The sequence below is a fragment of the Streptomyces sp. NPDC002588 genome, from assembly GCF_040295925.1.
Taxonomy (GTDB): Bacteria; Actinomycetota; Actinomycetes; order Streptomycetales; family Streptomycetaceae; genus Streptomyces.
This window is the reverse complement of the sequence record NZ_JBEOWF010000025.1, coordinates 38,936-52,432: the sequence shown is the minus strand read 5'-3', so window position 1 is coordinate 52,432 and position 13,497 is coordinate 38,936. Positions and strand designations below refer to the sequence as shown.

Sequence of the window (13,497 nt, the reverse complement as noted above, 5' to 3'; positions counted from 1 at the left end):
CATGGCCCGGCACGACTCCGGCGCGCCCTGGGTGCGCACCCGGCTGCGGGCCGCGCCGGTGGCCGCCGCCGCCCTCGGGGTGCTGGTGCTGGTCACGGCGTTCCTGGCGGCCCTGCTGCCCCGGGCCGTCGAGTCGTACGAGACCCACGGGCTGCGCGAGGCGCTCGCCGCCGCTCCCCCGGACTCCACGGTGCTGGAGCTGACCGCGCCGCAGCCCGGGCTCGAGTTCGCGCAGGACGCCCGCGAGGACGCGGTGCGTCCGGAGGCGCTGTCGGCGGTCCGGGACGCGGCGCAGGCCCTGCTGCCCGCGCCGCTGCGGGCGGACGCCGACGAGTCCGCGTACGGCGTGCACACCGTGAAGAGCCTGGAGGCCGAGGACTCCTTCCTGCCCCGGCCCGACGGCGTGCCGCCCCGGTTCACACTGGCCGCCCAGTCGGGACTCCCCGCGCACGTGACGGTACGGCAGGGGCGGCTGCCCGTCGCCGACGCACCGGTGACCCAGCGCACCAGGGAGGTCGAGGCCGCCGTGACGACGCGGACCGCGCGGACGCTGCGGCTCGAGGCGGGCTCCGCCCTCACCCTCTCCGGCTTCCCGGACGGCGCCCTGACCGTGCGGATCACCGGGATCGTCGAACCCCGGCGCCCGCAAGGGAGTTACTGGTCCGCGGAGCCGGTGCTGCGCACCCCCGCCCTGGCCTACATCCCGGACACCCCGCCGGTGTTCTACTGGGAGGCCGGTCTGCTGCTGGCGCCGGACGCGGCTCCCGTGCTGCTCGGCAGCCAGGGGGAGCCGGAGCGGTACTGGCGGTTCGCGCCCGCCACCTCGGGGCTGACCGCGCGGGACGCGCCGGGGCTCGTCGAAGGGGTCGCCTCCCTCGAAGGCGGACCGGGTCTGCTGCGGATGCGGGAGGCCGCCGGTCCCACCGCACACCTCTCGACCGGACTGGAGCAGGTCGTCGGCTCGTACTCGGCGACCCGTGCGGCGATCGCGCCGGTCGTCGCCGTCGCCGCCGTGGGGATCGCGGCGGTCGCCGTCGTCGTCCTGGTCATGGCCGGCGGTCTGGCCGCCGCCCGCCGGGACACCGAACTCGCCCTGCTGCGGGCCCGGGGCGGCTCCCTGCGCGGCATCGCCGCACGGCTGCTGGCCGAGACGGCGGTGGTGGCGCTGCCCGCCGCCGGCTGCGGTCTGCTGCTCGCCGTGCTCACGGTGGACGGCGCCCGGCTGCTGCCCTCCGGGCTGGGCGCGGCGGCCGTGGCGCTGCTCGCCTGCACGGCGCTCCCGGTGCGGGCGGTCGTGGCGCACCGCCGGCCGCGGGCGCACCAGGAGCGCGACGACCTCGCCGACGCCCGGCCCGGCGGTCGCCGCACCGTCGCCGAGCTGACCCTGCTCGTGCTGGCGGCCGCCTCGGTGGCCGCCCTGCGCCGGCGTGGCGCGGCCGACGCGGGCGACCTGCTGGTGAGCGCCGCTCCGGTGCTGGTCGGACTGGTCGCCGCGCTGGTCCTCGTACGGCTGTACCCGCTGCCGCTGCGCTGGGCGGCGAGGCCGGCGGCGCGGCTGCGCGGGCCGGTCGGGTTCCTGTCGCTGGCCCGCGCCGGGCGTGCCCCGGCGGCGGTCGCCGCCCTGCCGCTGCTGGCCCTGCTGACGGCGCTCACGACGGCGGCGTTCGGGGGCTCCGTGCTGGCGGGGGTCGCCGACGCCCGGGACCGGGCCGCCCTGCTCGCGACCGGCGCGGACGCCCGCCTCGCATCGACCGACGGGAAGCCGCTGCCGACGGCGGCGGTCAGGGCGGTGCGGGACGCGGCGGGCGTGCGGGAGGTGACGGGGCTGCGCGTGGAGCGGGCCACCTACGGCGGCTCCGAGGGGAACGCCCTGACCCTGGCCGGCGTCGAGCCGGACTCCTACGCCCGGCTGGCCCGGGAGACGGGGCTCGGGGCGTTTCCGGCCGGCGCGCTGAAGGACGGGGGCGCGGTCGCCTCTCCCGGGGTCGTCGAGCGGCTGGGGCGCGGGCCGCACCGGATCGACACTCCGGAAGGGCCGGTGACGGTGCGGATCACCGCCGTACGGCCGCGCACCCCCGCCGTCCCCGACGGCGACTTCCTGCTGCTCGACGTCGCGCGGCTGGCGGACTCCGGCGGGCCCACCGTGCTGCTGGCCACGGGGACCGGGCTGGACGCGAAGGCGCTGCGCGGCGCCGGGAAGAACGTCACCGTGACCCTGCGCGGCGAGGAACGCGCGGCGCTGTCCGACGCGCCGTTGCAGCGGGGCGCCGGGCGGATCTACGGCTGGGCCGTCGCCGCGGGCGCGGGGTACGCCGTACTCGCCCTGGTGCTCTCCCTGCTGCGGTCCGCGCCGGAACGGGCCGCGCTGCTGGCCCGGCTGCGCACCCTGGGCCTGACCACCCGGCAGGGCCGTGGGCTGCTCGGTCTGGAGGCGCTGCCGCAGGCGCTGCTCGCGGCCGGCGGGGGCGTCGCCGTCGGCTGGGCGACGGTCGCGCTGCTCGCCCCGGGCATCGACCTGGACCGGCTGGCCCTGGCGGGGGCCGGCGCGACGGAGGGCGCGACGCTGCGGGCCGACGGGTGGTCGCTGGTCCTGCCCGCCGCGGCGACGGTCCTGCTGGCGGGCGCGGTGGCCGTCGCACAGGCCTGGTGGGCGGGGCGCCGGACACCGATCAGCCATCTCAGGGCGGGAGACATGCGATGAGCGACACGGCCTCGGGGACACCCCTGGCGGAGCTGGAGCGGCGTGCGGCGGCGCACCGCGACCGGGCCGCGTACGGGCACGACGCCCTGATCGCCTGCGACCGGCTGGTGCGGATCTTCGCCGGTCGCGCAGCCGGTGGGGGCAGTGGCGACGCCGTGGAGGTGCAGGCGCTGCAGGGCCTCGATCTGCTGGTGCGGGAGGGCGAGTTGATGGCCCTGGTCGGGGCGTCCGGCAGCGGCAAGTCGACGCTGATGAACATCCTCGCGGGCCTGGACGTGCCCACCGCGGGCGCCGCGCGGGTCGCGGGCCGCGATCTGCTGGCGATGGACGCCAAGGCGCGGTTGCGCTACCGCCGTGAGGTGGTCGGTTTCGTCTGGCAGCAGACGGCACGCAACCTGCTGCCGTATCTGACGGCGGCCCAGAACGTCGCGCTGCCCATGCAGTTGGCGGGCGGGCGGCGCGGGAAGCGGTCCGGGCGGGTGGAGGAACTGCTGGCGCTGCTCGGGGTCGCCGACTGCCGGGACCGGCTGCCGCGGCAGATGTCGGGCGGTCAGCAGCAGCGCGTCGCCATCGCCGTCTCGCTCGCCAACTCGCCCGCGGTGCTGCTCGCCGACGAACCGACCGGCGAACTGGACTCGGCTACGGGTGCGGAGGTCTTCGCGGCGTTCCGCCGGGCCAACGAGGAGCTGGGCACGACGATCGTCGTCGTCACGCACGACCAGGCGGTGGCGGGCGAGGTCCGCCGCACGGTCGCCATCCGCGACGGGCGCACCTCGACGGAGGTGCTGCGCCGCACGGAGGTCGACGACGAGGGCCAGGAGTCCCTGGTGGCCCGGGAGTACGCGATGCTGGACCGCGCCGGGCGGCTCCAGCTGCCGGCCGAGTACACGACGGCCCTCGGCATGGAGGACCGCGTGCTGCTGGAACTGGAGGAGGACCACATCCAGGTGTGGCCCGACGAGAACGGCTGAGGGCATGCGGCGGCGCCTGCCAGGTGTCCGGTCGGGGACAGACAGACAGGCGCCGCCTTCAGTTCCGTACGCCGTTGTACGGGACGTTCTTGGGGGTCGGACCCTTCCGGGGTCAGACCATGAGAGCCCGGTCCGTCGGACGGATCGGCGCCGGCAGTTCGCTGGCGCCGGTCAGGAACCGGTCGCAGCCGCGGGCGGCCGAGCGGCCCTCGGCGATCGCCCACACGATGAGCGACTGGCCGCGGCCCGCGTCACCGGCGACGAAGACGCCCGGCACGTTGGTCTGGAAGTCGGCGTCGCGGGCGATGTTGCCGCGCTCGTCGAGGTCCAGGCCGAACTGCTCGACCAGGCCGTTCTCGCGGTCGGTGCCCGTGAAACCCATGGCCAGAGTGACCAGCTGGGCGGGGATCTTGCGCTCCGTGCCCGGCTTCGGGGTCAGCCTGCCCTCGATGAACTCGACCTCGGTGAGGTGCAGCCACTGGACGTTGCCGTCCTCGTCGCCCTCGAAGTGGGTGGTGGAGACGGAGTAGACCCGCTCGCCGCCCTCCTCGTGCGCCGAGGTGATCTTGTAGAGCATCGGGAAGGTCGGCCACGGCTGGGCGACCGCGTTCCGCTCGTCGCCCGGGCGGGGCATGATCTCCAGCTGGGTGACGGAGGCCGCGCCCTGACGGTGGGCGGTGCCCACGCAGTCCGCGCCGGTGTCGCCGCCGCCGATGACGACGACGTGCTTGCCCTCGGCCGAGACCGGGGCGGTGACGTAGTCGCCCTCCTGCACCTTGTTCGCCAAGGGCAGGTACTCCATCGCCTGGTACACGCCCTTCAGCTCCCGCCCCGGGACGGGGAGGTCGCGGGCGGTCGTGGCGCCGGCGGCGATGACGATCGCGTCGTACCGCTTCTTCAGGTCGGTCGCCTTGAGGTCGCGGCCGATCTCGATACCGGTGCGGAAGCGGGTGCCCTCCGCGCGCATCTGCTCGATACGGCGGTTGATGTGCCGCTTCTCCATCTTGAACTCGGGGATGCCGTACCGGAGGAGGCCTCCGACGCGGTCCGCGCGCTCGTAGACGGCGACGGTGTGGCCGGCCCGGGTGAGCTGCTGGGCGGCGGCCAGGCCCGCCGGGCCCGAGCCGATGACCGCGACGGTCTTGCCGGACAGGCGCTCGGGCGCCTGCGGGGCGACGTCGCCGCTGTCCCACGCCTTGTCGATGATCGAGACCTCGACGTTCTTGATGGTCACGGCGGGCTGGTTGATGCCCAGCACGCACGCCGACTCGCAGGGCGCCGGGCACAGACGGCCGGTGAACTCCGGGAAGTTGTTCGTGGCGTGCAGCCGCTCCGACGCGGCCGACCAGTTCTCGCGGTAGGCGTAGTCGTTCCACTCGGGGATCAGGTTCCCCAGCGGACAGCCGTTGTGGCAGAACGGGATGCCGCAGTCCATGCACCGGCTGGCCTGCTTGCTGATGATCGGCAGCAGCGAGCCGGGGACGTAGACCTCGTTCCAGTCCTTGAGCCGCACGTCGACGGGACGGGACTTGGCGACCTCACGGCCGTGGTTCAGGAAGCCCTTCGGGTCAGCCATTGATCGCCGCCTCCATCATCTTCTCGGTGATCTCGGACTCGGAGAGTCCCGCCTGCTCGGCGGCGTCCTTGGCGGCGAGCACTGCCTTGTACGTGCTGGGGATGATCTTGCTGAAGCGCTCCGCGGACGCGTCCCAGTCGGCGAGCAGCTTCTCGGCGACCGTGGAACCGGTCTCCTCGGCGTGGCGGCGCACCACGTCGTGCAGCCACTGCTTGTCGGCGTCGTCGAGCGCCTCCACGGCGTCCAGGTTGCCGACGTTGACGTTGTCGCGGTCGAGGTCGATCACGTAGGCGATACCGCCGGACATGCCGGCCGCGAAGTTGCGGCCCGTCGAGCCGAGGACCACCGCGTGGCCGCCGGTCATGTACTCGCAGCCGTGGTCGCCCACGCCCTCGGAGACGACCAGCGCGCCGGAGTTGCGGACGCAGAACCGCTCACCGGTGCGGCCGCGCAGGAACAGCTCACCGCCGGTCGCGCCGTAGGCGATGGTGTTGCCCGCGATCGTCGAGAACTCGGCGAGGTGGTCGGCGCCCCGGTCGGGACGGACGATGACCCGGCCGCCGGAGAGGCCCTTGCCGACGTAGTCGTTGGCGTCGCCCTCCAGGCGCAGCGTGACGCCGCGCGGGAGGAAGGCGCCGAAGGACTGGCCCGCGCTGCCCGTGAAGGTGATGTCGATGGTGTCCTCGGGCAGGCCCGCGCCACCGAACTTCTTCGTCACCTCGTGGCCGAGCATGGTGCCGACCGTGCGGTTGATGTTGCGGATCGAGACCTGGGCGCGCACCGGCTGGGCGTCCGCCTGGGAGTCCGCGGCGAGGGCGTCGGCGGCGAGCTTGATCAGCTCGTTGTCGAGCGCCTTCTCCAGGCCGTGGTCCTGGGCGATGACCCGGTGCAGGGCCGCGCCCTCGGGCAGCTCGGGCACGTAGAACAGCGGGGCGAGGTCCAGGCCCTGCGCCTTCCAGTGGTCGACGGCCCGCTCGACGTCGAGGACCTCGGCGTGGCCGACGGCCTCCTCGATCGAGCGGAAGCCCAGCTCGGCGAGGAGCTCGCGGACCTCTTCGGCTATGAACCGGAAGAAGTTCACCACGTACTCGGCCTTGCCGGAGAAGCGGTCGCGCAGCACCGGGTTCTGGGTGGCGATGCCGACCGGGCAGGTGTCCAGGTGGCAGACGCGCATCATGACGCAGCCGGAGACGACGAGCGGCGCGGTCGCGAAACCGAACTCCTCGGCGCCGAGCAGCGCGGCGATGATCACGTCACGGCCGGTCTTGAGCTGTCCGTCCGTCTGGACGACGATCCGGTCGCGCAGCCCGTTGAGCAGCAGGGTCTGCTGGGTCTCGGCGAGACCGAGCTCCCAGGGGCCGCCCGCGTGCTTCAGCGAGGTGAGCGGCGAGGCACCCGTACCGCCGTCGTGGCCGGAGATGAGCACGACGTCCGCGTGCGCCTTCGACACACCCGCGGCGACCGTGCCGACGCCGACCTCCGAGACCAGCTTCACGTGGATCCGCGCCTGCGGGTTCGCGTTCTTCAGGTCGTGGATCAGCTGGGCCAGGTCCTCGATGGAGTAGATGTCGTGGTGCGGCGGCGGGGAGATCAGACCGACACCGGGGGTGGAGTGCCGGGTCTTGGCGACCCACGGGTAGACCTTGTGGCCGGGCAGCTGGCCGCCCTCGCCGGGCTTTGCGCCCTGGGCCATCTTGATCTGGATGTCGTCCGCGTTGACCAGGTACTCGCTCGTCACGCCGAAGCGGCCGGAGGCGACCTGCTTGATCGCGGAACGGCGCGCCGGGTCGTACAGGCGGTCCGCGTCCTCGCCGCCCTCACCGGTGTTGGACTTGCCGCCCAGCTGGTTCATGGCGATGGCGAGGGTTTCGTGCGCCTCCTTGGAGATGGAGCCGTACGACATGGCGCCGGTGGAGAAGCGCTTGACGATCTCGGAGACCGGCTCGACCTCGTCGACGGAGATCGACGGGCGGTCCGACTTGAAGCCGAAGAGCCCGCGGAGGGTCATCAGCCGCTCGGACTGCTCGTTCACGCGGTCCGTGTACTTCTTGAAGATGTCGAAGCGGCCCGTGCGCGTCGAGTGCTGGAGGCGGAAGACCGTCTCCGGGTCGAACAGATGCGGCTCGCCCTCGCGGCGCCACTGGTACTCGCCGCCGATCTCCAGCGCGCGGTGGGCCGGCGCGATGCCGGACGCCGGGTAGGCCTTGGCGTGGCGGGCGGCGACCTCCTTGGCGACGACGTCGATGCCCACACCGCCGATCTTGGTGGCGGTGCCGCTGAAGTACTTGGCGACGAAGGCGTCGTCGAGACCGACGGCCTCGAAGACCTGGGCGCCGCGGTAGGAGGCGACGGTGGAGATGCCCATCTTGGACATGACCTTCAGCACGCCCTTGCCGAGGGCGTAGATCAGGTTGCGGATGGCCTGCTCGGGCTCGAGGCCGTTCAGGAAGGTGCCCGCGCGCAGCAGGTCCTCGACGGACTCCATCGCCAGGTACGGGTTGACGGCGGCGGCGCCGAAACCGATCAGCAGGGCGACGTGGTGGACCTCGCGGACGTCACCGGCCTCGACCAGCAGACCGACCTGGGTGCGCTGCTTGGTGCGGATGAGGTGGTGGTGGACGGCCGCGGTGAGCAGCAGCGACGGGATCGGCGCGTGCTCGGCGTCCGAGTGCCGGTCCGACAGGACGATCAGGCGGGCGCCGTTGTCTATCGCGGCGTCGGCCTCGGTGCAGATCTCCTCGAGCCGGGCGGCCAGCGCGTCACCGCCGCCGTGCACCCGGTACAGGCCCGACAGGGTGGCGGCCTTGAAGCCGGGCATGTCGCCGTCGGCGTTGATGTGGATGAGCTTGGCCAGCTCGTCGTTGTCGATCACCGGGAAGGGCAGGGTGACGCTGCGACAGGAGGCGGCCGTCGGCTCGAGGATGTTGCCCTCGGGACCGAGCGACGAGCGCAGGGAGGTGACCAGCTCCTCCCGGATCGCGTCCAGCGGAGGGTTGGTGACCTGCGCGAACAGCTGGGTGAAGTAGTCGAACAGCAGGCGCGGGCGGGAGGACAGCGCGGCGATCGGCGAGTCGGTGCCCATCGAGCCGATCGGCTCGGCGCCGGCCTTGGCCATCGGCGCGAGGATGACGCGCAGCTCCTCCTCGGTGTAGCCGAAGGTCTGCTGGCGGCGGGTGACGGAGGCGTGGGTGTGCACGATGTGCTCGCGCTCGGGCAGGTCGCCCAGTTCGATCTCGCCGGCCTCGAGCCACTCGGCGTAGGGCGCCGCCGCGGCGAGCTCCGCCTTGATCTCGTCGTCCTCGATGATGCGGTGCTCGGCGGTGTCGACGAGGAACATCCGGCCGGGCTGGAGGCGGCCCTTGCGGACGACCCTGGCGGGGTCGATGTCGAGGACGCCGACCTCGGAGCCGAGGACGACGAGGCCCTCGTCGGTGACCCAGTAGCGGCCGGGGCGCAGACCGTTGCGGTCGAGGACCGCGCCGACCTGGGTGCCGTCGGTGAAGGTGACGCAGGCCGGGCCGTCCCAGGGCTCCATCATCGTGGAGTGGAACTGGTAGAAGGCGCGGCGGGCCGGGTCCATGGAGTCGTGGTTCTCCCACGCCTCCGGGATCATCATCAGCACGGAGTGCGGCAGCGAGCGGCCGCCGAGGTGGAGCAGCTCGAGCACCTCGTCGAAGGAGGCCGAGTCGGAGGCTTCCGGGGTGCAGATCGGGAAGACGCGGTCGATCGTGTCCTGGTCGCCGAAGACGTCGGAGACGATCTGGGACTCGCGGGCCGCCATCCAGTTGCGGTTGCCCTTGACGGTGTTGATCTCACCGTTGTGCGCGACGAAGCGGTACGGGTGCGCGAGCGGCCACGACGGGAAGGTGTTCGTGGAGAAACGCGAGTGGACGAGCGACACGGCCGAGGCGAAGCGGCGGTCGGACAGGTCCGGGAAGAAGGGCTCGAGCTGGCCGGTGGTCAGCATGCCCTTGTAGACGATCGTCCGCGCGGACAGCGACGGGAAGTACACGCCGGCCTCGCGCTCGGCGCGCTTGCGCAGCACGAACGCCTTGCGGTCGAGGGCGATGCCCTGGCTGGAACCGTCCGTCACGAATATCTGCCGGAAGGCCGGCATGGTGGAGCGGGCGGTGGCGCCGAGCAGCTCGGGCGCGACGGGGACCTCGCGCCAGCCGAGGACGGTGAGGCCCTCGTCCGCGGCGATCGTATCGATCCGCGAGACGGTGTCCTGCATGCCGTCCTCGGGGAGGAAGGCGATACCGACGGCGTACCCGCCGGCCTCGGGCAGCTCGAAACCGGCCACCTCGCGGAAGAACGCGTCGGGGACCTGGGTGAGGATGCCCGCGCCGTCGCCGGAGTCCGGCTCGGAGCCGGTGGCGCCACGGTGTTCGAGGTTGCGCAGAACGGTGAGCGCCTGCTCGACCAGCGTGTGGCTCGCCTCGCCGGTGAGGTTGGCCACGAAGCCGACGCCACAGGCGTCGTGCTCGTTGCGGGGGTCGTACATACCCTGCGCAGCAGGGCGAGCATCCATGAAGGACCAGTTCTGGCCATTCGCGGAATGCTGGGACGGCTGGCGCGGCGTACGCATCGGCTCTCCCGTCGTCGTCTCAAGTGGCTGAAGGTCCCCCCGGGCCCTTGAGGCCTGAGGGAGCGGCATGCAAGGGACGACGCTGGCCCTCTGCGTGAGCGCAAAATTTCGTGCAGGTTACATGATGGAGCGGTTCTCGGGAACCGGATACTGCGTTCCAGCATGCGGACGCCATCGGCCCGCGGCAGGGGTACCGCGAGCGTGGCTGAAATGTATGGGGGACCGAACGGGACGAGATCGATCAGATCGGCATCCGTCGGCCCGGACGGCGGAGCGGGCGCCTTCACCCACCCCGCGAGCGCGCCGCAGGCCTCGTTGCCCGCAGCGCTTACGGCTCATGCCCACTGGTTAAGCACTCGAAACCAGTCGGTAACGGCTATTTATGCGGCCGCACGCATAAATAGCGGCCGGACTATCCTACGGCGGTACCGAAGAAACTGCCCAGGGCGTACGTCACACCGGCCGCGGCCCCACCGAGCGCGAGCTGCCTCAGACCGCTGAACCACCAGGTCCGCGCAGTCACCCGGGCCACCACGGCACCGCACGCGAACAGCCCGAACAGCGCCAGCAGCACGGCCGGCCACAGGGTGCTCGCACCGAGCAGATACGGCAGGACGGGCAGCAGCGCGCCGAGCGCGAACGCCCCGAAGCTGGACACGGCGGCGACCAGCGGCGAAGGCAGGTCGGACGGGTCGATGCCCAGCTCTTCACGGGCGTGGATCTCGAGGGCCTGCTCGGGATCACGGGAGAGCTGCTGCGCGACCTGCCGCGCGAGCTCCGGCTCGACCCCGCGCGCCTGGTACAGCGCAGCCAGCTCGGCCTCCTCGTCCTTCGGGTGCTTCCGCAGCTCCCGGCGTTCGACGTCCAGCTCGGCCTCGACGAGTTCACGCTGCGAGGCGACGGAGGTGTACTCACCGGCGGCCATGGAGAAGGCGCCGGCGGCGAGCCCGGCCAGCCCGGTCAGCACGACGGTCTGCGGGCTCACCGCCCCGCCGGCCACGCCGGTCATCAGGGCGAGGTTGGACACGAGGCCGTCCATGGCGCCGAAGACGGCGGGCCGCAGCCAGCCGCCGTTGATGTCACGGTGCGTGTGGTTGTCACGGTGCGCCTCGTGCAGCGGCGCCTCGAGTTCGATGATGGCCACGGGATCCCCCAGACAGCCGAGGCGAAGAAAGCCAAGGCAAAGCTAACTTTAGATCTGTTCTAATCTATGACAACAAACAAAGTACGCTCACCAGTCCCCGCCCGCCAGCAAGGCGAGGATGCCCTAACCTGCACGTTTCCCCTCGATCGCTCATTCGATCGGGGGGCCGCACAAATGTCGACCGGGTGACATAAGGGCGTCCCAGGCTCAGGTCAACCGCCGATGGTGGGACATATCGCGCATGGCATCGCATCTGGCATCGATCCGCGAACGGGCCCGCGGCGCCCTGCTCGGCCTCGCCGTGGGCGACGCGCTGGGCGCACCGGCCGAGAACATGAAGCCGTCCGAGATCCGCGCCCGCTGGGGCCGCATCACGGGCTACGTGACGGACACCCCGGCCGGCACGGACGACACGGAATACACGATCTTCTCGGGCCTGCTCCTGGCCCGCCACGGATCGGCGCTGACCCCCACCCACGTGGAGACGGCCTGGCACCAGTGGATCGCCGACCGCGACGAGGGCCCCTTCCGCGGCGCCGGCTTCAGCGAACGCGGCACCCTGGAGAACCTCCGCCGGGGCCTGGCCGCACCCATCTCCGCCCAGCACCGGCACGCATGGAGCGACGGCCTCGCGATGCGGGCGGCACCCTTCGGTGTCTTCGCCGCGGGCCGCCCGGCGGAGGCGGCCCGCCTCGTCGCCGTCGACGGTTCGGTGAGCCACGAGGGCGAGGGCATCTACGGCGGCCAGGCCGTCGCGGCGGGGGTCGCGGCGGCGATGGGGGGCGCGTCCACGATCGCCGTGGTCGCCTCCGCCCTGGCCGTGGTCCCGGAGGACTCCTGGACGGCTCGCTCCCTGCGGCGCGCGGTGGCGGTGGCCCACCGCGGCGAACGCGCGGTCCGCTCCGCCGTCGTCATCGGCGGCTATCCGTGGACCGACCTCGCCCCCGAGGCCGTGGCCCTCGCCTTCGGGGCGTACGCGGCGGCGGACGGCGACTTCGCCGAGGCGGTCCTCACGGCCGTCAACATGGGCCGCGACGCCGACACGACCGCGGCGCTGGCGGGCGCGCTGGCCGGGGCGACCCGGGGCGTCGCGGCCGTCCCCGCCGCCTGGGCGGCGGCGATCGGCCCGGCCAGGGGAAGCTGCCTCCCCTCCATGGCCGGCCACCACGTGCTGGACGTGGCGGAGCTACTGGTGCCTGAGGAGGGCGGCAAGTGGGGAGAGGGCCTGGTGGTACCGGAGTCGGTGTCGGAACTGCTGCGCCGAGAGCACCCGAACGACATGGCGGAGGCACACACATGAGACCACCGGGACCGTTGGGCGAGGGGGCGACGACCGGCGCGGCGGTGACGGCGGAGCCCCGCACACCCCAGGCCGTCGAGGCCGGGGCACCTACCGCCCACCCGCGCCGCATCGAGGGTCTCCTCCTCGGGCTCGCCGCGGGCGACGCCGCCGGCTGGCCCGCCGCCCGCCACCGCGCCGCCCGCATGCCCGAGTGGACCCGCCGCCTCACCCGCGAGCTCGACACCTTCGCCGAGCACAACGCCACCACCACCCTCCCCGTCCCCATCGCCCTCAACCAACCCCCCGAGCCCCTCCGCCTCGGCCCCTCCGACGACGCCGAATGGGCGGCGTTCGCCGCGGAGGCGGTCCTGCGGGCCGGAGACGACACCGCCCTCGGCGACCTCAGCCGGGAACGCCGTATGCGTGCCGCCATCGACCTCACCTGGAACGCCCTCGCCGGCGAGGTCGCCGCGGCGGCGGACCGCGCCCCCGAGATCGAGTCCGCGGTCCTCCCCCTGCGCGCCCGTATCTCCGTCCGGGCCGGCCTCGGCAACCTCGCCGCGGGCCTGCGTCCCCCGGCCACCGGTCACGACAACCCCCACTACTTCGACGACGCCGCCTGCGTACGCGCCTGCGTGCTCGCGGTGGCCCACCCCGGCGACCCCGGACGCGCCGCCGAGCTCGCCGAGTTCGACGCCCGCTACACCCAGGACGGCGACGGCGTGCACGGCGCCCGGGCGATGGCGGCGGCCGTCGCGCTGGCCCTCGTCGGCACACGCCCCGACGCCTGCGTGACCGCGGCTCTCGCCGAACTCCCCGACCACACCGAGATCGGCCGCAACGCCCGCCACGCCCTCGAACTCGCGCGCGGCACGGAGAGCGCCTTCGCCCTGGTCCCGCTCCTGGAACACCAGATCGTCGACCACGTCTACAGCTACGGCATCGCGGCCGCCGAGACGGTCCCGGTGGCCCTCGCCCTCGTCACCGCCTCCCGCGGCCGTATCTCCGAAGCGGTCCCGGCGGCCGCCTGCCTCTCCCGCGTCGCGGACTCGGCCCCGGCCCTCGCGGGCGCGCTGACCGGCGCGCTGGGCGGCGGCGCGACGATCCCCGCCGCCTGGCGGGACACCTGCCGCCCTCTCCCCGGCTGCGTCCTCCCCCGCCTCACCGGCACCGACCTGGTGGAACTCGCCGGACTCCTGGAAGCCGCACAACCGGCCCCACCAGGAGGATGATTC

7 protein-coding genes are annotated in these 13,497 nt (G+C 73.2%); 4 read left to right on the top strand and 3 right to left on the bottom strand.

All coding sequences use genetic code 11. From position 1 onward, the window contains the following. Window position 1 precedes the first annotated feature (1 nt). Together ABT057_RS27205 and ABT057_RS27200 are read left to right on the top strand one after the other, a co-directional pair. A complete protein-coding gene (locus ABT057_RS27205; RefSeq protein ID WP_352346224.1) occupies window positions 2-2,701 on the top strand; it encodes an ABC transporter permease in 2,700 nt (899 codons plus the stop codon). Continuing rightward, window positions 2,698-3,672 (top strand): ABC transporter ATP-binding protein, encoded by a 975-nt coding sequence (locus ABT057_RS27200; RefSeq protein WP_352346223.1) that lies wholly within the window; start codon window positions 2,698-2,700, stop codon window positions 3,670-3,672. Before ABT057_RS27205 ends, ABT057_RS27200 begins: the two co-directional genes overlap by 4 nt. 112 nt (window positions 3,673-3,784) lie before the next feature. Here the strand turns inward: ABT057_RS27200 and ABT057_RS27195 are convergent, their stop codons facing one another. From ABT057_RS27195 to ABT057_RS27185, 3 genes are all read right to left on the bottom strand, one after another. After that, entirely contained in the window at window positions 3,785-5,248 is a 1,464-nt protein-coding gene (locus tag ABT057_RS27195) for a glutamate synthase subunit beta (RefSeq protein ID WP_352346222.1), read from the bottom strand. Beyond that, window positions 5,241-9,836: a glutamate synthase large subunit gene (gene gltB, locus ABT057_RS27190; RefSeq protein WP_352346221.1), complete on the bottom strand. Its 4,596-nt coding sequence runs from the start codon at window positions 9,834-9,836 to the stop codon at window positions 5,241-5,243. The genes ABT057_RS27195 and gltB overlap by 8 nt, the downstream gene beginning before the upstream one ends. Before the next feature lie 412 nt (window positions 9,837-10,248). Further along, on the bottom strand, window positions 10,249-10,980 hold the full coding sequence (locus tag ABT057_RS27185) for a VIT1/CCC1 transporter family protein (RefSeq protein WP_352346220.1): 732 nt from the start codon (window positions 10,978-10,980) through the stop codon (window positions 10,249-10,251). Window positions 10,981-11,221: 241 nt separating this feature from the next. Here ABT057_RS27185 and ABT057_RS27180 point away from each other — a divergent pair, with 241 nt between their 5' ends. Both ABT057_RS27180 and ABT057_RS27175 read left to right on the top strand, forming a co-directional pair. Next, entirely contained in the window at window positions 11,222-12,280 is a 1,059-nt protein-coding gene (locus ABT057_RS27180; RefSeq protein ID WP_352346219.1) for an ADP-ribosylglycohydrolase family protein, read from the top strand. Continuing rightward, window positions 12,277-13,494 carry an ADP-ribosylglycohydrolase family protein gene (locus tag ABT057_RS27175; RefSeq protein ID WP_352346218.1) on the top strand — a complete coding sequence of 406 codons (1,218 nt, stop codon included), beginning with the start codon at window positions 12,277-12,279 and terminating at the stop codon, window positions 13,492-13,494. The genes ABT057_RS27180 and ABT057_RS27175 overlap by 4 nt, the downstream gene beginning before the upstream one ends. The last annotated feature ends 3 nt before the right edge of the window (window positions 13,495-13,497 follow it).